General features: G+C 74.7%; 15 protein-coding genes, 3 tRNA genes and 1 pseudogene. 7 read left to right on the forward strand and 12 right to left on the reverse strand.

The window, feature by feature from the left end; all coding sequences use genetic code 11:
* Nucleotides 1–65 precede the first annotated feature (65 nt).
* The 4 genes and pseudogenes from cofC to COO58_RS00250 all read left to right on the forward strand — a co-directional run.
* Nucleotides 66–689 (forward strand): annotated as a pseudogene (gene cofC, locus COO58_RS30530) (2-phospho-L-lactate guanylyltransferase); the annotation flags it as partial.
* A 24-nt stretch (nucleotides 690–713) separates the two neighbouring features.
* A complete protein-coding gene (locus COO58_RS30535) occupies nucleotides 714–911 on the forward strand; it encodes a cold-shock protein (protein WP_174528381.1) in 198 nt (65 codons plus the stop codon).
* 54 nt (nucleotides 912–965) lie between these two features.
* A complete protein-coding gene (locus COO58_RS00245; protein ID WP_176558708.1) occupies nucleotides 966–3,269 on the forward strand; it encodes an RNA degradosome polyphosphate kinase in 2,304 nt (767 codons plus the stop codon).
* A gap of 40 nt (nucleotides 3,270–3,309) precedes the next feature.
* Entirely contained in the window at nucleotides 3,310–4,191 is an 882-nt protein-coding gene (locus COO58_RS00250) for an NUDIX hydrolase (protein ID WP_176558709.1), read from the forward strand.
* Nucleotides 4,192–4,204: 13 nt separating this feature from the next.
* On the opposite strand, the gene COO58_RS00255 is transcribed toward COO58_RS00250, so the two are convergent.
* From COO58_RS00255 to leuC, 4 genes are all read right to left on the reverse strand, one after another.
* Nucleotides 4,205–6,157: an endonuclease/exonuclease/phosphatase family protein gene (locus tag COO58_RS00255; RefSeq protein WP_098743361.1), complete on the reverse strand. Its 1,953-nt coding sequence runs from the start codon at nucleotides 6,155–6,157 to the stop codon at nucleotides 4,205–4,207.
* 133 nt (nucleotides 6,158–6,290) lie between these two features.
* Nucleotides 6,291–6,917, reverse strand: coding sequence for an HU family DNA-binding protein (locus COO58_RS00260; protein ID WP_098743362.1), 627 nt, complete (start codon nucleotides 6,915–6,917; stop codon nucleotides 6,291–6,293).
* Between the two features lie 160 nt (nucleotides 6,918–7,077).
* Nucleotides 7,078–7,665, reverse strand: coding sequence for a 3-isopropylmalate dehydratase small subunit (gene leuD, locus COO58_RS00265; RefSeq protein WP_098743364.1), 588 nt, complete (start codon nucleotides 7,663–7,665; stop codon nucleotides 7,078–7,080).
* A 15-nt stretch (nucleotides 7,666–7,680) separates the two neighbouring features.
* Complete coding sequence (gene leuC / locus COO58_RS00270) at nucleotides 7,681–9,123, reverse strand: 3-isopropylmalate dehydratase large subunit (protein WP_091580492.1); 1,443 nt, start codon at nucleotides 9,121–9,123, stop codon at nucleotides 7,681–7,683.
* 49 nt (nucleotides 9,124–9,172) lie between these two features.
* On the opposite strand from leuC, the gene COO58_RS00275 reads away from it, so the two are divergent.
* Nucleotides 9,173–9,859, forward strand: a complete 687-nt coding sequence (locus tag COO58_RS00275) for an IclR family transcriptional regulator (RefSeq protein WP_013284529.1) — start codon at nucleotides 9,173–9,175, stop codon at nucleotides 9,857–9,859.
* Nucleotides 9,860–10,341: 482 nt separating this feature from the next.
* Here the strand turns inward: COO58_RS00275 and COO58_RS00285 are convergent.
* The 4 genes from COO58_RS00285 to COO58_RS00300 form a co-directional block, all read right to left on the reverse strand.
* Nucleotides 10,342–10,414, reverse strand: a tRNA-Glu gene (locus COO58_RS00285).
* A gap of 152 nt (nucleotides 10,415–10,566) precedes the next feature.
* Nucleotides 10,567–10,639 (reverse strand) — tRNA-Glu (locus COO58_RS00290).
* 75 nt (nucleotides 10,640–10,714) lie between these two features.
* A tRNA-Gln gene (locus tag COO58_RS00295) sits at nucleotides 10,715–10,786 on the reverse strand.
* Between the two features lie 106 nt (nucleotides 10,787–10,892).
* Entirely contained in the window at nucleotides 10,893–11,696 is an 804-nt protein-coding gene (locus COO58_RS00300) for a fumarylacetoacetate hydrolase family protein (protein WP_098743366.1), read from the reverse strand.
* Between the two features lie 157 nt (nucleotides 11,697–11,853).
* On the opposite strand from COO58_RS00300, the gene COO58_RS00305 reads away from it, so the two are divergent.
* Together COO58_RS00305 and COO58_RS00310 are read left to right on the forward strand one after the other, a co-directional pair.
* Nucleotides 11,854–13,272 carry a hypothetical protein gene (locus tag COO58_RS00305; RefSeq protein WP_098743367.1) on the forward strand — a complete coding sequence of 473 codons (1,419 nt, stop codon included), beginning with the start codon at nucleotides 11,854–11,856 and terminating at the stop codon, nucleotides 13,270–13,272.
* 34 nt (nucleotides 13,273–13,306) lie between these two features.
* The gene (locus tag COO58_RS00310) at nucleotides 13,307–14,197 is read left to right on the forward strand and encodes a 3-methyladenine DNA glycosylase (RefSeq protein ID WP_098743369.1); all 891 of its coding nucleotides are present in this window, start codon (nucleotides 13,307–13,309) and stop codon (nucleotides 14,195–14,197) included.
* A 73-nt stretch (nucleotides 14,198–14,270) separates the two neighbouring features.
* On the opposite strand, the gene COO58_RS00315 is transcribed toward COO58_RS00310, so the two are convergent.
* The 4 genes from COO58_RS00315 to COO58_RS00330 all read right to left on the reverse strand — a co-directional run bounded on the left by COO58_RS00315 (nucleotide 14,271) and on the right by COO58_RS00330 (nucleotide 16,577).
* Nucleotides 14,271–14,846: a GNAT family N-acetyltransferase gene (locus tag COO58_RS00315; RefSeq protein ID WP_098743370.1), complete on the reverse strand. Its 576-nt coding sequence runs from the start codon at nucleotides 14,844–14,846 to the stop codon at nucleotides 14,271–14,273.
* A gap of 49 nt (nucleotides 14,847–14,895) precedes the next feature.
* Nucleotides 14,896–15,321, reverse strand: coding sequence for an alternative ribosome rescue aminoacyl-tRNA hydrolase ArfB (gene arfB, locus COO58_RS00320; protein ID WP_091580508.1), 426 nt, complete (start codon nucleotides 15,319–15,321; stop codon nucleotides 14,896–14,898).
* A gap of 10 nt (nucleotides 15,322–15,331) precedes the next feature.
* Complete coding sequence (locus COO58_RS00325) at nucleotides 15,332–15,628, reverse strand: hypothetical protein (RefSeq protein WP_098743372.1); 297 nt, start codon at nucleotides 15,626–15,628, stop codon at nucleotides 15,332–15,334.
* 88 nt (nucleotides 15,629–15,716) lie between these two features.
* Complete coding sequence (locus COO58_RS00330) at nucleotides 15,717–16,577, reverse strand: S1C family serine protease (protein WP_098743373.1); 861 nt, start codon at nucleotides 16,575–16,577, stop codon at nucleotides 15,717–15,719.
* Nucleotides 16,578–16,610: the final 33 nt, after the last annotated feature.

Below are 16,610 nucleotides of genomic sequence, written 5' to 3' on the forward strand. Positions count from 1 at the left end.
GGAGAGAATCATGCCTGCTCGCCCCCGGTCCGGCCAGTGCGGGTACCGCCACCGGCGCTGGCAGGATGGTCGGCGTGCCTGAGCCGAGCTGGACCGTGGTGATGCCGGTGAAGCGCCTCGGCGCCGCGAAGAGCCGGTTGCGGGGCGCGCTGCCCGGCGTACCCCACGAGGAGCTGGCGCTGGCCCTGGCGGCCGACACGCTGCGCGCGGTGCGGGCGTGCCCGGCGGTCGCCCGGGTGCTGGTGGTCACCGACGATCCCCGGGTGGGCGCGGCGGCGACCGCCGCGGGCGCCCGGGTCGTTGCCGACCCGGGCGGCGGGCTGAACGCGGCCTTCCGGCACGGCGCGGCCCTCGCCGGGCCCGGGGAGGCGGTGGCCGCCCTCACCGCCGACCTGCCGGCGCTGCGCCCGGCCGAGCTGGCCGCGGCCCTGCGCGCGACCGAGGGGGTACGCGGGTTCGTGGCCGACGCCCCCGGCGGGGGCACGGTGCTGCTCGCCGTGCCGGCCGGGGTGCCGCTGGCCCCCCGCTTCGGCCCCGGCTCCGCCGGCGCGCACGCCGCCGGCGGCGCGCTGCCGCTGGTCGGCGACTGGCCCAGCCTGCGCCGGGACGTGGACACCCCGCCCGACCTGGCCGCCGCCGCCGGCCTGGGCGTTGGCCCCCGCACCGGGGCGCTGCTGGCCCGGGCCGCCGGTCCGGTCCGGTACGGTGCTGACATGCAGGGCACGGTGGCCACCTACGACGCGTCGACCCGCAGCGGGGTGCTGCTGCTCGACGACGGCACCGAGCTGGCCTTCCCGGCCCGCGCGTTCGACGCGTCCGGGCTGCGGCTGCTGCGGCTCGGCCAGCGGGTGCGCGTGGAACGCGACGCGGCCGGCGAGGTGGTCCGGGTGACCTTGCCGACCATGGCGTGAACAACCTGGCCGGAGTTCATTTTCTGTTCACCCTCGTCAGGGAATCATGAGGTGGTGAGCACCCCTCGCGAGCACTCCGACCCGCCGCCCCTCCTCGACCCCGGCACGCCCCGCAACGGCCGCCCCACGCGCGGCCCCGACGGGCGGTTCCGGCAGACCCGGCCGCCCGAGGAGCGTCTCGGCGCCGACCCGGACGCGGCCGGCGCGACCGGGCTGGACGAGCCGCTCGACCCGGTGGAGGGGCCCGGCCCGGCCGACGGGACCGACCCCGACGCCGGCCCGCCGACCGCGCAGCCGCTGCCCGAGGACCGCTTCCTCAACCGCGAGCTGTCCTGGCTCGACTTCAACGCCCGGGTGCTGGCGCTCGCCGAGGACCCGCGCACGCCGCTGCTGGAGCGCGCGAAGTTCCTGGCGATCTTCGCCAGCAACCTGGACGAGTTCTTCATGGTCCGGGTGGCCGGGCTCAAGCGCCGGCTCTCCGCCGGCCTGCCGGTGCGCGGCGGTGACCGGCTGCCGCTGCGCACCCAGCTCGAACTGATCACCGAGAAGACCGCCGACCTGGTCGCCCGGCACGCCGCCTGCTTCGTCGACGACGTGCTGCCCCGGCTCGCCGAGGAGGACATCCGGGTCCTGCGGTGGAGCGACCTGGACGACGCCGAGCGGGAGCGGCTGCGCACCTGGTTCCGCGAGCACATCTTCCCGGTGCTCACGCCGCTCGCGGTCGACCCGGCGCACCCGTTCCCCTACATCTCCGGCCGGTCGCTGAACCTGGCCGTCTCGGTCCGCGACCCGGACGGCGGTTCGGAGCTGTTCGCCCGGGTCAAGGTGCCGAACAACGTCCCCCGGTTCGTCCGGGTGGCGAAGGACCGGCCCGGGGTGCGTTTCCTGCCGGTGGAGGACCTCATCTCCGTCCACCTCGGCCAGCTCTTCTCCGGCATGCAGGTGGTCGAGTGCCACCTGTTCCGGGTCACCCGCAACGCCGAGGTGGAGGTCGACGAGGACCGCGACGAGGACCTGCTCCAGGCCCTCGAACGGGAGCTGGCCCGGCGCCGGTTCGGCCCGCCGGTGCGGCTGGAGGTGGCCGCCTCCATCTCCGACCACATGCTGGAGCTGCTCGTCCGCGAGCTGGACATGGACGGGCACGACGTGCTGCGGGTCCGCGGTCTGCTCGACCTGTCCGCCCTGTGGCAGGTCTACGGCGAGGCCGACCGACCCGACCTCAAGGACCCGCCGTTCGTGCCGGCCACCCACCCGCGCCTGGCCGAGGGCGAGGTGCCGCGCAGCGTGTTCGCCACGCTGCGCGACGGCGACGTGCTGGTGCACCACCCCTACCACTCGTTCGCGACCAGCGTGCAGCGCTTCGTGGAGCAGGCCGCGGCCGACCCGAACGTGCTGGCCATCAAGCAGACGCTCTACCGCACCAGCGGCGACTCCCCGATCGTCGACGCGCTGGTCGACGCGGCCGCCGCCGGCAAGCAGGTGGTGGTGCTGGTGGAGCTGAAGGCGCGCTTCGACGAGGTGGCCAACATCGGCTGGGCGCGCACCCTGGAGCGGGCCGGCTGCCACGTGGTCTACGGCCTGGTGGGGCTCAAGACGCACTGCAAGACCGCGCTGGTGGTGCGCCAGGAGGGCAACCAGATCCGGCGCTACTGCCACATCGGCACCGGCAACTACCACCCGAAGACCGCCCGGCTCTACGAGGACTTCGGCATGCTCACCGCCGACCCCGAGATCGGCGCCGACCTGACCGACCTGTTCAACGTGCTCACCGGCTACAGCCGGCAGACCGCGTTCCGCCGGCTGCTGGTCGCCCCGCAGGGCATCCGCAGCGGCCTGATCGAGCGGATCGACCGGGAGATCGAGCACGTCCGGCTCGGCATGCCGGGGCTGGTGCAGTTCAAGGTGAACTCCCTCGTCGACGAGGAGATCACCGACGCGCTCTACCGGGCGTCGCGGGCCGGCGTCCACGTCGACCTGCTGATCCGGGGCATGTGCACGCTGCGCCCGGGCGTGCCCGGGCTGTCGGAGAACATCCGGGTCCGCTCGATCCTCGGCCGGTTCCTGGAGCACTCGCGCGTCTTCCGGTTCGGCAACAACGGCGACGCGGAGTTCTGGATGGGCTCGGCCGACCTGATGCACCGCAACCTGGACCGCCGGGTGGAGGCGCTGGTGCAGGTGAGCGACCCGGTGGCCCGGGCCGAGCTGGACCACGTCCTGGCCACCGCGTTCGACAGCGACGTGGACGCGTTCGAGCTGGCCGCGGACGGCACCTGGCACCGGCGTACCGGCACCGACGACGCGCCGCTGACCCACCTGCAGGACCTGCTGTTGCGCCGGGTCGGCGGTCGGGCGGACTGAGCGGGCCGTGCCGGGCGACGGGCGGGCATACGGTGAGCGGATGAGCGACGACGAACCGGTGCGGATCCGGGCGGCGGGTGGCGTCGTCTGGCGTCCGGGTCCCACCGGCGTCGAGATCTGCCTGGTGCACCGCCCCCGCTACGGCGACTGGTCACTGCCCAAGGGCAAGCTGGACGCCGGCGAGCACCCGCTGGTCGCCGCCGTGCGGGAGGTGGCCGAGGAGACCGACGTGCGGGCCGTGCCGCAGGTCCGCCTGCCCACGGTCCGCTACCGCAGCGAGGGCCGGGCCAAGGCGGTCGACTGGTGGTCGATGCGGGCCGTCGGCGCCGGCGGCTTCCAGCCCGGCACCGAGGTCGACGAGGTGGCCTGGTACGCGGTGGACGACGCCGCCCGCCGGGTCAGCTATCCGCACGACGCCGAGGTGATCGCCGCGTTCGCGGCGTTGCCGCCGGTCACCGCGACGCTGCTGCTGGTCCGGCACGCGCACGCCGGCAAGCGGGGCACGTGGACCGGCCCGGACACCGGCCGCCCGCTGGACGCCGAGGGGTGGGCCCAGGCGCAGGCGCTGGTCCCGCTGGTGTCCCTGGTCCGCCCGGTGCGCCTGCTCTCCGCCTCGGCCCGCCGCTGCGTGCAGACGCTGGACCCGGCGGCGGCCCGGCTGGACCTGCCGATCGAGATCTGCGGCGACCTCGACGAGCCGGTGCCGGGGCAGCAGGCCGAGGAGTGCGCGTTGGCCGCCGCGGCGCGGCTGACCGCGCTGGCCGGGGCCGGCGAGCCGGTCGCGGTGTGCAGCCAGGGCAAGGTGATCCCGGGCGCGCTGGAACGGCTCACCGGTCGCGCCGACGACTTCACCACCGCCAAGGGCGGCGGCTGGCTCCTTCCGTTCGCCGGCGACCGCCTGGTGGCCCCCGACCGATTGTGAGTCGGCTCCCGGCTCAGGGCAGCGTGACGGTGAGCGTCACCGGGAGGTGGTCGCTGGCCTCGGTTCGGGGGGCGCGCACCTCGGCGGCGGTCAGCCCCGGCGAGACGAGGACGTGGTCGATCTGGGCGCGCGGGTCGTCGGCGGGGCTGGTCCGCAGCGGCCGGGCGGCGGCCAGCGCGTCCACCAGACCGGCCCGGGTGAACTCGGCGAACGCCGGATCGTCCGGCTCGGTGTTGAGGTCGCCGCCGAGCACCAGCGGCCGGCCGGCCGCGTATTCGCTGGCGAACGCGGCCACCTCGCGGGCCTGTTCCACCGGATCCCGGCCGGGCGGCGGTTGCAGGTGGGTGGCGACCACGGCCAGCTCGCGCCCGCCGAGGTCGAGCGTCACGCCGAGCGCCTGCGCCCCGGTCGGCGCGCCGTGCGCGGTCAACGGCCGGGTCCGGCCGGAGCGCACCGGGAAACGGGTGAGCACGGCGTCGCCCCACACCGGGTCGGCGGCGGGCGCGAAGACGTACGGCATCCCCAGCCGACCGGCCAGCAGCGCCACCGTGTCGTGCCCGCCGTTGAGCCACCAGCCCCGGTCCACCTCGCTGAGCAGCACCACGTCCGCCCCGCGCAGCTGTCGGGCGACCGCGTCGAGGTCCAGCCGGCCGTCGATGCCGAAGCCCATCCGGATGTTGTAGGCGGTGACCCGCACCGTCCCCGGCGGGCCGCCCGGCCGGGGTTCCGACGGCGGGGCGTGCAGGTGGGTGCCGAGACCGGCCGACGCCGTCAGGCCGAGGAGGAGCCAGGTCCGCGCCGGATCGGGCAGGGTCGGGGCGGACCACGGTGGCCCGGTGAACGCCACCAGAGCGACCAGGACGGCCGCGACGACCGGCACCCACCCGTTGGGGTACCCGAGGTCGTAGGCGGCGTAGTAGGCCACCGTGGCCACCGCGAAGACCAGCATTCCGACGACGGCGGCCCGACCGCGCCGCGCCGCCGCCCGTCCGTCCGGGTCGGCGCCGGGCACCGCGTCGTCGGTCGCCGAGTCGGTCAGCGCCAGGCAACCGCCGAGCCCGGCGGCGGTGAGCAGGTACGCCGGGACCAACCGCCCGGCCGCGAACAGCACCGCGCCGGCGACCAGCGCGACCGGCCAGAGCACCCGGGCGAGTCGCGTCGGCATCCGGAGCAGCACGGCCGCCAGGAACAGCAGGACCGCGTACCCGCCCAGCACCGGGACGGCGGGACGGGCGAGGCCGGGGAAGTCGGGGGAACCGGTGCCGGCGGCGGCGCTCCAGACCGCCGGGGCGAGCGCGATCTGGTTGGCCAGCAGCAGCGCCGGACCGCAGAGCAACCAGGCCCGCCGCCCGGCCGCCACCGGTGGCGTCTCCCGCACCGGTTCCGATGCCGCCCCGAACCGGTCCGGCGACACCGGCCCGGGCGTCGGCGCGGCGGACGGCATCCCCGGCCGTCGTGCCGCGGCGAGCCCGGCCGCGGCGAGGAACGCCAGCACCAGCGGGACGCTCAGGCTCCACCCGAGCACACCGCCGCGCCAGACCAGGTCCTCGGTGCCGAGCAGGGCGTGCCCGACCGCGTTGCCGGCCAGGCCGAGCGCCAGCCCGGCGACCGGCCGGTCGACGAGCGCGGCGGTCGCGGCGAGCCAGACCAGGCCGGCGAGCAGCCCGGCGCACGCCAGCCAGAGCTGGGCCGTGCCACCAGGACCGGCGGTCAGGAGCAGGCGTACGGCGGCCAGCACGCCGGCCGCCGCGAGGCCGACCGGGCGGACGCCGAGCCGGCGTACCAGGCCGGGCGCGGCCAGCGCGAGCACGAACCAGCCGAGCGCGAACGCGCCGAGCAGCTCGGCGGGCGTCTCGGCGGCGCGACCGAAGAGCGTGATGACCGACGGGAGCCAGACCCGAAGCACGTCCAACAGGACCGTGACGCCCAGGGCGAGCGCGAGGGTGCAGAGGTGACGGTGCCGCACGGGCGCCTCTTCTCGTGACCGACGGGGGTTTCGGCACGGCGATTCTGCGCGGCGGCGCGGCGGGCGGTCAACGCGTACCCACGGACGAGGGCGCCCACCGCGAACGATGGGCGCCCTCGGTGGGACGGTCCGGTCAGCGCCGGGTGGCGGCCTTCTTGGCCGGCGCCTTCTTCGCGGGCGCCTTCTTCGCCGCCGTGGTCTTCTTGGCCGTGGCCGACTTGGCCGCGGTCGTCTTCTTGGCCGCGGTGGTCTTCTTGGCCGTGGCGGACTTCGCCGCGGTCGTCTTCTTCGCCGCCGCGGTCTTGGTCGCGGTGGCCTTCTTGGCCGGTGCGGCCTTCTTGCTCGCGGCGGTGGTCTTGGTGGCCTTCGCCGCCGTGGTCTTCTTCGCGGCCCCGGTGGTCTTGGCCGCCGTGGTCTTCTTCGCCGCCGCGGTGGTCTTGGCGGCCCCGGTGGTCTTCTTCGCGGCGGCGGTGTCCTTCGGCACCTTGCCGCTGGCCACCATCTCCTTGAAGCCCGCGCCCGCCCGGAAGGTCGGGACGGAGGTCTTCTTGACCTTCACCGCCTCGCCGGTCCGCGGGTTGCGCGCTGTTCGGGCTCCCCGGACGCGCTTCTCGAACGCTCCGAAACCGGTGATCGCCACCTTCTCGCCCTTGGTGACCGCCGCCTGGACCTCAGCGAGAACCGCGTCGAGCGCGGCCGTCGCCGTCTTCCGGTCCCCCAGGCGAACGGCGAGCGCCTCGATGAGCTCGGCCTTGTTCACGACTTCCTCCCGATTGTGCAACTGACTCGACGCGAGCCATTCTGCGCGCACGGTATGCCCTGTGCTGCCTGGACACAAACATTCGGTGGAAAAAAGCCCTTGTGTCGCAACGGATTCGCCCCCACCGGTCGGGCCGGCGGGGGCGAAAAGGGGGTACGGGTCAGGCGATCGAGGGCAGGAACACCGGCCGGGATGCCTCGTACGTGGCGATGTCGGCCTCGTGCCGGAGGGTGAGTCCAATGTCGTCCAAGCCCTCCATCAGCCGCCACCGACTGTGGTCGTCCAGCGGGAAGGCCCAGGTGGCATCCCCGGCGCGGACCTCGCGGGCGTCGAGATCAACGGTGACCGGAGTGGTCGGATCGGATTCCGCGAGCGCCCAGAGTTGCTCCACGGCACTCAATTCCAGCTCGACCGGAAGGAGCCCTTCCTTCAGCGCGTTGCCGCGGAAGATGTCACCGAAGCGGGGCGACACGACGGCCCGGAAGCCCCAGTCCCGCAGCGCCCAGACGGCATGCTCCCGGGACGACCCGGTGCCGAACTCCGGACCGGCCACAAGAATCGACGCACCCGAATAAGAGGGATCGTTGAGAACGAATGACGGGTCCTCCCGCCACGCATTGAACAGACCGTCGGCGAAACCGGTCCGGGTCACCCGCTTGAGGTACACGGCGGGGATGATCTGGTCGGTGTCCACGTTGGACCGCCGCAGCGGCACCACGGTACCGGTGTGGGTGGTGAACTTGTCCATCTCTCGGCTGCCCTTCTACAGGTCGGCGGGGGCGGCCAACCGGCCGACCACGGCGGTGGCGGCGGCGACCGGCGGGGACACCAGGTGGGTACGCCCGCCCCGGCCCTGGCGGCCCTCGAAGTTGCGGTTGGAGGTCGAGGCGGAGCGCTCCCCGGGCCTGAGCGTGTCGGGGTTCATCCCGAGACACATGGAGCAGCCGGCGAACCGCCACTCGGCGCCCGCGTCGGTGAAGACCTGGTCCAGCCCCTCGATCTCGGCCGCCTCCCGGACCGCGGCGGAGCCGGGGACCACGAGCATGCGTACGCCGTCGGCGACCCGCCGCCCGCGCAGCACGTCGGCGGCGGCCCGCAGGTCCTCCAACCGGCCGTTGGTGCAGGAGCCGACGAAGACCACGTCGACGGCGAGGTCGCGCAGCGGGGTGCCGGGGGTGAGGTCCATGTATTCCAACGCCCGCCGGGCGGCGACCCGCTCCGGCTCGGTGTCGAACGCCTCCGGGTCCGGCACGGTCGCGCCCAGCGGAACGCCCTGACCGGGGTTGGTGCCCCAGGTGACGAACGGCGTGATCCGGCTCGCGTCCAGCGTGACCTCGGTGTCGAACGTCGCGCCCTCGTCGGTGGGCAACGTCCGCCAATATTCCAGCGCCGCGTCCCAGTCGGCCCCCTGGGGCGCGTTCGGCCGCCCCTTCAGGTACGCGAACGTGGTCTCGTCCGGCGCGATCATGCCGGCCTTGGCGCCCCACTCGATGGACATGTTGGCGATCGTCATCCGCCCCTCCATCGAGAGGTCGCGGATGGCCTCGCCCCGGTACTCGACGATGTGGCCGCGACCGCCGCCGGTGCCCACCTGCGCGATCAGCGCGAGCACCAGGTCCTTGGCGGTGACGCCGGGCGCCAGTTCGCCGACCACGTTGACCGCCATGGTGCGCGGGCGGGCCTGCGGCAACGTCTGGGTGGCGAGCACGTGCTCGACCTCGCTGGTGCCGATGCCGAACGCGAGCGCGCCGAACGCGCCGTGGGTGGCGGTGTGCGAGTCGCCGCAGACGATGGTCATGCCGGGCTGGGTGAGACCGAGCTGCGGGCCGATGACGTGCACGATGCCCTGGTTCTCGTCGCCCAGCGGGTGCAGCCGCACCCCGAACTCGGCACAGTTGCGGCGCAGCGTCTCGATCTGGGTGCGGGAGGTGGGGTCCGCGATCGTGAGCAGGTCGCCGCGCCGGGAGCGGAACGCCGGGTCGTCGTACCCGGTCGGGGTGTTGTGGTCCTCGGTCGCGATCGTCAGATCGGTCCGGCGCACCCCGCGCCCGGCCAGGCGCAGCCCGTCGAACGCCTGCGGGCTGGTCACCTCGTGCAGCAGGTGCAGGTCGATGAAGAGCAGGTCCGGTTCGCCGGCGGCGGAGCGGACCACGTGCGCGTCCCAGACCTTCTCGGCCAGGGTCCTCGGTTGAGTGACTCCCACCATCTGGACATCCTAAATTCTGGGAGGTAAATTTCGGCTTGTGGGACACAGTATGAGCGGTGTCGGCGTTCTCGACAAGGCGGTGGTCATCCTGGCCGCCTGTGTCGACGGCGCCAGCCTTGCCGAACTCGTTGAACGCACCAAGCTGCCCCGGGCCACCGCGCACCGGCTGGCACAGGCGCTGGAGATCCACCGGATGCTGGTCCGGGACACCCAGGGCCGATGGCGCCCGGGTCCACGCCTGGGCGAGCTGGCCAACGCGGCCCCGGACGTGCTGCTCACCGCCGCCGAACCGCTGCTCGCGGCGCTGCGCGACGCCACCGGCGAGAGCGCCCAGCTCTACCTGCGCCGCGCCGACGAGCGCATCTGCGTGGCCGCCGCCGAACGCGCCAGCGGCCTGCGGGACACCGTCCCGGTCGGCTCGGTGCTGCCGATGACCGCCGGCTCGGCGGCCCAGATCCTGCTCGCCTGGGAGCCACCGGAGGCGGTCATGCCGCTGCTCCCCCGCTCCAAGTTCACCGGCCGCACGCTGGCCGAGGTGCGCCGGCGCGGCTGGGCGCAGAGCGTCGCGGAGCGGGAGGCCGGTGTGGCGAGCGTCTCCGCCCCGATCCGCGACCGCACCGGGCGGGTGATCGCCGCGATCAGCATCTCCGGCCCGATCGAACGCCTCGGCCGCCGCCCCGGCGAACGCCACGCCATGGCCGTCGTCCGCGCCGGCCAACGCCTCTCCGGCCTCTGACCCCCGCCTGCCCGGCCCCCCGGCTGCCCGGCTGCCCGGCTGCCCGGCTGCCCGGCTGCCCGGCTGCCCGGCTGCCCGGCTGCCCGGCTGCCCGGCTGCCCGGCTGCCCGGCTGCCCGGCTGCCCGGCTGCCCGGCTGCCCGGCTGCCCGGCTGCCCGGCTGCCCGGCTGCCCGGCTGCCCGGCTGCCCGGCTGCCCGGCTGCCCGGCTGCCCGGCTGCCCGGCTGCCCGGCTGCCCGGCTGCCCGGCTGCCCGGCTGCAAGATCTTGGTACGAAAAGGCCCCTGGAGGGGCCGTTTCCTACCAAGATCTTCGCTGTTCCCGGCGGCGGCAGCCGTCCCGCCCGTCGATCAAGGAGTTTGCTTCGGATCGGGGCAGCCCGGGTGACGCAAACTCCTTGATCAACGAGGAGGGACCGGGCCGGAGGGTAGACAGAATGGCGAACGGCCCGTCTCGCGGGAGCGAGACGGGCCGTTCGATGACGTAGCCCCGACCGGATTCGAACCGGCGCTACCGCCTTGAGAGGGCGGCGTCCTGGGCCGCTAGACGACGGGGCCAGGCACTTTTCCTGCTTCACCACCCTGCCGGGCGGTGTGGCAGTAGTCTAGCCGCACCGCGTTCGGCACCGCCGCGGGGGGTCACCCCCTGCGCTGCGCACCGAACAGCAGAACAGCCCGCCCCCGGGAAGTGGGACGGGCTGACGGTGCTGTAGCCCCGACCGGATTCGAACCGGCGCTACCGCCTTGAGAGGGCGGCGTCCTGGGCCGCTAGACGACGGGGCCAGAACCTTCTTGCACTCCGGCAGTGGTGAACTGCCGGAATCCAGCGACCGGGGTTCTTGCGAACCCGCGGCTGCGCTGGGGTACCAGGACTCGAACCTAGACTAACTGAACCAGAATCAGTCGGGCTGCCAATTACCCCATACCCCATTGGCCCCTTGCGGCGCCGGGAATGAACTTTACCCTCCCGGTGCCGACAGGCCAAATCCAACCCCCCGAACCGCCCTTGACCTGCGGAAACGGGGCGTCGGACGGATCAGGCGACGGGGACCACGGGGTTGCTGAGTTCCCCGATCCCCTCGATCCGCACGGTGACCGTATCCCCCTCGGTGAGCGGGCTAACCCCCGCCGGCGTGCCGGTCAGCACGACGTCGCCGGGAAGCAGCGTCATCACGTGCGAGATGTAGGACACCAGGCCCGGCACGTCGAAGACCATGTCCTTGGTCCGGCCGAGCTGGCGGACCTCCATCTCCTCCGGGTTGCGGCCCACCTCGCACCGGATCTCCAGGTCGGCCACGTCCAGCCCGGTGGTGATCCACGGACCGATGGGGCAGAACGAGTCGAAGCCCTTGGCCCGGGTCCACTGGCCGTCGGACCGCTGGAGGTCCCGCGCGGTGACGTCGTTGGCGCAGGTGTAGCCGAAGATGGCCCGCTCGGCGGCGGCCCGGTCGGCCCGGCGGGCGCCCGGCGCCCCGATCACCACGGCCAGCTCCGCCTCGTGCTCCACCTGCTTGGAGAAGATCGGCAGGCGGATGGCGTCGCGCGGACCGATCACCGAGGTGGACGGCTTGAGGAAGAGCAGCGGCTCCTTGGGCACCTCGCTGCCGTGCTCGGCGGCGTGCTCGGCGTAGTTACGGCCGACACAGACCACCTTGCTGGGCAGGATCGGCGACAGGAGCCGGACGTCGGAGAGCGCCCAGCGGGCGCCGGAGAACTGGATCTGCCCGAACGGGTGGCCCTCGATCTCGGCGATGGTCAGGCCCTGCGGCCCGGCCTCCGGTTCGCCCTCGACGACTCCGAACGACATTCCCTTGGCATGAGCGAAACGAGCGATACGCACCTGGCCAATCTATCCCCGACACCGGCGGGTGGCGGCCGGTCCGGCCCGGCGCGGCCGGCCAGGGTACGCCGGATCACACCGGCCGGGGCGGGATTGCCGGCTTCGTACCCGCCCGGCGGGCCCCGGACCATAGCTTCGGGTCCGGAGGTTCGTTGGTATGCCTGCATCGAGACGACACCACAGGACCCTGGCAGTGCTGGTGAACTGCCTCGGCGTCATCGCCGCCGTGCCCGCGCTGCCCCCGGCGGCGCCCCGGGCGACCGCCGCTCCCGCCCGACCGGCCCCACCGCCGGCCGCGGTCGCGGCGCCGGCCCGCCCGGCCGCGGCGGCCACCCCGATCCCGACCGGCGTCCCGGCGGTGCCGCCCGCGGTGCCGACCACCGGCCCGGCTCCGGTCCCGGCGTCGATGCCACCGGTGAGCGTGGCGGTGGGCGCGGCCGGCACGCCGACGCCGGGTTACCGGATCGAGGTGCGCAACGCCGCTACGACACCGGTCGAGACGCTGGTGCGGCAGGAGCTGCCGACCGGCTCCCGCGCCACCACCGTGACCGGCGGGGGCCGGGCCACCGGACCGGTCGGGGCGACCGCCGGCGAGGTCACCTGGCGGCTGCGGCTGCCGGCGCGGAGCACCACCACGCTGCACACCGCGCTCACGGTCACCGGTCCGGGCCGTTCGGTGACGGCCCCCACCTGCGTCTACGGCACCGACGGCACCCGCCCGTACGACTGCGCCACGGCGACCTGGGTGGGCGCGGCCACGGCGCCGGCGGCGCAGGTGACGGCGGCCCCGGCCTGGCGTCGTCCGCCGGTGCTGCTCGCCGCGTTCGCGGCGCTGCTGGTGCTCACCGGCGGCCTGCTCTGGTGGGTGGCGGCCCGGCGACGCCGCCGGCCCGCCGCGACGAGCGAGGGCACGGTCGGGGCGTCGGGCACGACCGGGCCCCGACCGGCCGAACCGGTCGCCGTGAGCGGGGCGGGCGGCCCGGAGGACCGGGGCACCGTCTACCCGCGCCCGGCGCTGCCCACGCCCGCCGTCCGACGTCGCCGGCCGCCGGTCTGGCTGGTGGTCGGCGTGGCCGCCGCGGTGCTGGCCGGCGTGGTCGGGGCGGCGGCGTGGACGGCCACGCAGCGGGTCGCCGCGATGGACACCACCAAGCAGCCGACCAGCGGCGCCTGGGTGGGCAGCAGCGTCACCGGCGCGCTGGGGGTGCCGTTGCGGGAGACCGCGTTCGAGTTCACCGTCTACCGGATGAGCTGCGGCACGGGGGTGCTCCCGGCGGCGCCCGGCGGCGGGCGGCCGTGCCTGGCCACCGTGGGCGTGCGCAACCTCACGTCCGAGCAGCAGACGTGGCACGGTCAGTTGCAGCGCGCGTACCTGCCCGGCGGCAACTGGGTGGCCGCGGACGAGAACGCCACGCGGGTGGCGAACCTCGGCCGGGACGTGTTCGCCCAACCGGTGGCCGCCGGGCGGCGGGTGCTGCTGCCGCTGGTGTTCACCGTGCACGGCGGCGAGCCGCCGAAGCAGTTGGAGCTGCGCAGCGGGGTGTTCTCCGCCGGCGTGCGGGTGGACGTGGACTGACCGGGGTGCGGGCGGCGGTCGTACCCTGGGGTCCGTGACCGCCGCCCTCGCCCCCGCCGCCGTGCTCGACGCGGCCGACTGGCAGGCCCGCCGGCGCGCCCACGAGGAGCGGGTCGACGCCTGGCTGGCGCCGCACCTGGCGCGCCGCCGCACCGGGGTGAAGCATCCGGTGGAGGACTTCCTGTTCACCTACTACTCGCACCGCCCGGCGCAGTTGCGCCGCTGGCACCCGGGTGCGGGCGTGGCGCTGCGCGACGCCGACCCGGCCGGGTTCGGCCCGGACTACACCGCCGGCGCCGCCGGGCTCACCCTCGACACCGAGCGGGTACGCGCGCGGCGCGCCGAGTCGATCGACTGGATCCGTACGCTGCTGACGGCGACCGCCGGTCGCCCGGCGCACCTGGGCTGCTTCGGCATGCACGAGTGGGCGATGGTCTACCGGCAGACCCAGGAGCAGGTGCGGCACAACGCCTGGCCGTTGCGCCTGAGCCCGGAGGCGACCGCGGCGGTGGTCGAGGAGCGTGGCGTGCGGTGCAGCCACTTCGACGCGTTCCGGTTCTTCACGGGTCCGGCCCGGCCGCTCAACGTGCTCCAACCGACCCGGGAGAGTCAGCACGCGCTGGAGCAGCCGGGCTGCCTGCACGCCAACATGGATCTCTACAAGTGGGCCTACAAGCTCTCCCCGCTGGTGCCGTCGGAGCTGGTCGCGGACGCGTTCGCGCTGGCCCGGGAGATCCGCGTGCTGGACATGCGAGCCAGCCCGTACGACCTGGCGGACCTGGGCCACCCGCCGGTGCGGGTGGAGACCCCGGAGGGCCGGGCCGAATACGCCGCCGCCCAGCGCGGCTTCGCCGAGCGGGCCGCCGGGCTGCGGTCCCGCCTGCTGGCCGCGCTGGACCGGTCGGCGCCCGCCGGCCCGGCCTGAGCCGGGCCGCGGCGGGTCAGCCGAGCGCGCAGGCCGGCGACGGCGAGCACGGACGCGGGTCGACGCCTCCGGCTCAACCCTCCGGATGCCCCCGGTGTCGGGCCCACTCCGGCGCGAGGATCGACATGACGGTGGCGTCCACCCAGCCGTCGCCGTCGCGCAGCACCTGCCGCAGCGTCCCCTCGGCCACGAAGCCGACCTTCTCGTAGGCCCGCCGGGCGCGCGGGTTGAACGCGAACACCTCCAGCCCGACGCGGTGCAGGCCGAGCTGCTCGAAGCCGTAGCCGACGATCAGCCGGACCGCCTCGGTGCCGAGGCCCCGGTCCCGTCCGGCCGGCCCGATCAGGGTGCGGAAGTTGCAGCTCGCGTTGGCGCGGTCCCACTCGTTCAGCACCACCTCGCCGACGCAGCGCCCAGTGGCGCGGTCGACCACGGCCAGGTCGAGCCGGTCGGTCTGGCTGTTGCGGGTGCCGTACCAGGCCCGCAGCCGGGTTTCGGGGAAGCCCTCCCCGGGCGGGCTCCCGGTCAGCCGGGCCACCTCCGGGTCGGTCAGGATCTCCGCCAGCGCGGGCAGGTCGTCGTCGTGGAACGGGCGCAGCAGCACACGCTCGCCGGTGAGCGTGGGCTTGACGGAGAAACCGGTCGGCACGGGGGAAATTCTCCGGGCCGCCCGGCCGGCTGATCAACCGGGTTTCGGGTCAGTCACCGTCGACCCGACGGTCGCGCTTGCGCTGCGACTGCCGCTTCTTCTCAGCCAACCGGCGCTCCTTGGCGCCCCGCGACGGTCGGGTCGGGCGGCGCGGCTTCGGCGGCGGGGCGACCGCCTCGCGCAGCAGGGCGGCCATCCGCTCCCGGGCCGCTTCCCGGTTGGCCAGTTGCGCGCGGTGCTCGCTGGCCGCGACGGTCAGCACGCCGTCGACCAGCCGGCCGGCGAGCCGGGTCAGGGCCCGTTCCCGCAGTGACTCGGGCACGCTCGGCGAGCCGGCCAGGTCGAAGCTCAACTCGACCCGCGAGTCGGTGGTGTTGACCCCCTGCCCGCCCGGCCCGGACGATCGGGAGAACCGCTCCCGCAGCTCGGCGGCGGGCACCACGAGCCGGTCGGTCACCCGCAGTCCGTCGTCCACGCCCCCGAGGCTAGCGCCCCGGACGGTGGCTCGGGGTGGGGGTTCCGGTCGGGGTGGGACTGGCCCGCTCCTCGTCGGAGCCGGACGCCGCGTACGCCGCCGCGCCGACCGTCAGCAGGGCGATCACGGCGATCTTGACGACCACGCCACGGATCGCGGTCCAGGCGTTGCGCCGGGCGCCGGGCACGCTGGTCCGGATCGTCTGGTAGTCCTTCCAGCCGCGCTGGGCACGGGCGTACGACGCGCCGACACCGGCGCCGATGACCAGGCCCACCACGAGGAGGGCCGCGATGACAGCTTGCTCCACCTCCGCCAGTATCCATACTCAGCGTAATATTTCCATTGTCCGATGCTCCCACGCCGGATATCCGACAGTTCCGCGGCGTCTGCGCAGCTCAGCCGCCACGACCGATGATGGTGTCGGCGGTCTGCTGGACCTGGTCGATCGGGATGGCGAAGCCGATGCCGATCGAGCCGTTCCCGTCGATGGTGGCGATGGCGGTGTTGACCCCGACCACCTCGCCGCGCGCGTTCACCAGCGGCCCACCGGAGTTGCCCGGGTTGATGGAGGCGTCGGTCTGCACCGCCGTGTGCCGGCCGTTGCCGATCCGCACCTGCCGGTTGAGCGCGCTGACGATACCGGCGGTGACGGTGCCGGCCAGCCCGAGCGGCGAGCCGACCGCGAGCACCGGCTCCCCCACCCGGGTCGAGTTCGCCTTGGCCAACGGCAGCGGCGGCAGCCCGGCGGACGCCGGCACCTTGAGCACCGCGAGGTCGCTGCCCGGCTCCCGGCCCACCACCTCGGCGGGGAACCGACGCCCGTCCGAGGTCTCCACCGTCACCGGCCCGGAGCCACCCCGGGCGAGGATGTGGTCGTTGGTGACGATGTGCTGCTCGTTGTCGATGGCGAAGCCGGACCCGGAGGCCCCCGCGCCGGACTTCCCGGCGACCATCACGGACACCACGCCGGGCACGGTCCGGCCGGCGGCGGTGACCAGCTCCGCCGGCACCGGCGCGGCCGAGGCCGCGGACGGGCCGGGCGCGCCCCGGTCGGCGGCCCAGGTGCCGGCCGCCGCGCCGGAGACGGTGGAGAGCGCCACCACCGCCGCCGCGCCCAGCAGCCGGCTCTGCCAACTCCGCCGCCCCGCCCCCTGGTCGGGGCCCGCCCCGTCCCGGTGCCCGCGCCCGTCCGGGTCCAGCTCCGGCGAGACGAACCACGGACCGCGCGGCTCGCCGAGTCCGGTCTGCACTGCCATGCCTGGCTCCTCACGTGTCGTGCCGTCGTCCGG

It is taken from the genome of Micromonospora sp. WMMA1996, from assembly GCF_002573675.1.
In the GTDB taxonomy this organism is placed as follows: domain Bacteria; phylum Actinomycetota; class Actinomycetes; order Mycobacteriales; family Micromonosporaceae; genus Micromonospora; species Micromonospora sediminicola.

Coding starts and splice junctions, on each gene's coding strand:
- COO58_RS30535 (WP_174528381.1), top strand. CDS start 714: ATGCAGGGCACGGTGGCCACCTACGACGCGTCGACCCGCAGCGGGGTG.
- COO58_RS00250 (WP_176558709.1), top strand. CDS start 3,310: ATGAGCGACGACGAACCGGTGCGGATCCGGGCGGCGGGTGGCGTCGTC.
- leuD (WP_098743364.1), bottom strand. CDS start 7,665: ATGGACAAGTTCACCACCCACACCGGTACCGTGGTGCCGCTGCGGCGG.
- leuC (WP_091580492.1), bottom strand. CDS start 9,123: ATGGTGGGAGTCACTCAACCGAGGACCCTGGCCGAGAAGGTCTGGGAC.
- COO58_RS00275 (WP_013284529.1), top strand. CDS start 9,173: ATGAGCGGTGTCGGCGTTCTCGACAAGGCGGTGGTCATCCTGGCCGCC.
- COO58_RS00305 (WP_098743367.1), top strand. CDS start 11,854: ATGCCTGCATCGAGACGACACCACAGGACCCTGGCAGTGCTGGTGAAC.
- COO58_RS00330 (WP_098743373.1), bottom strand. CDS start 16,577: ATGGCAGTGCAGACCGGACTCGGCGAGCCGCGCGGTCCGTGGTTCGTC.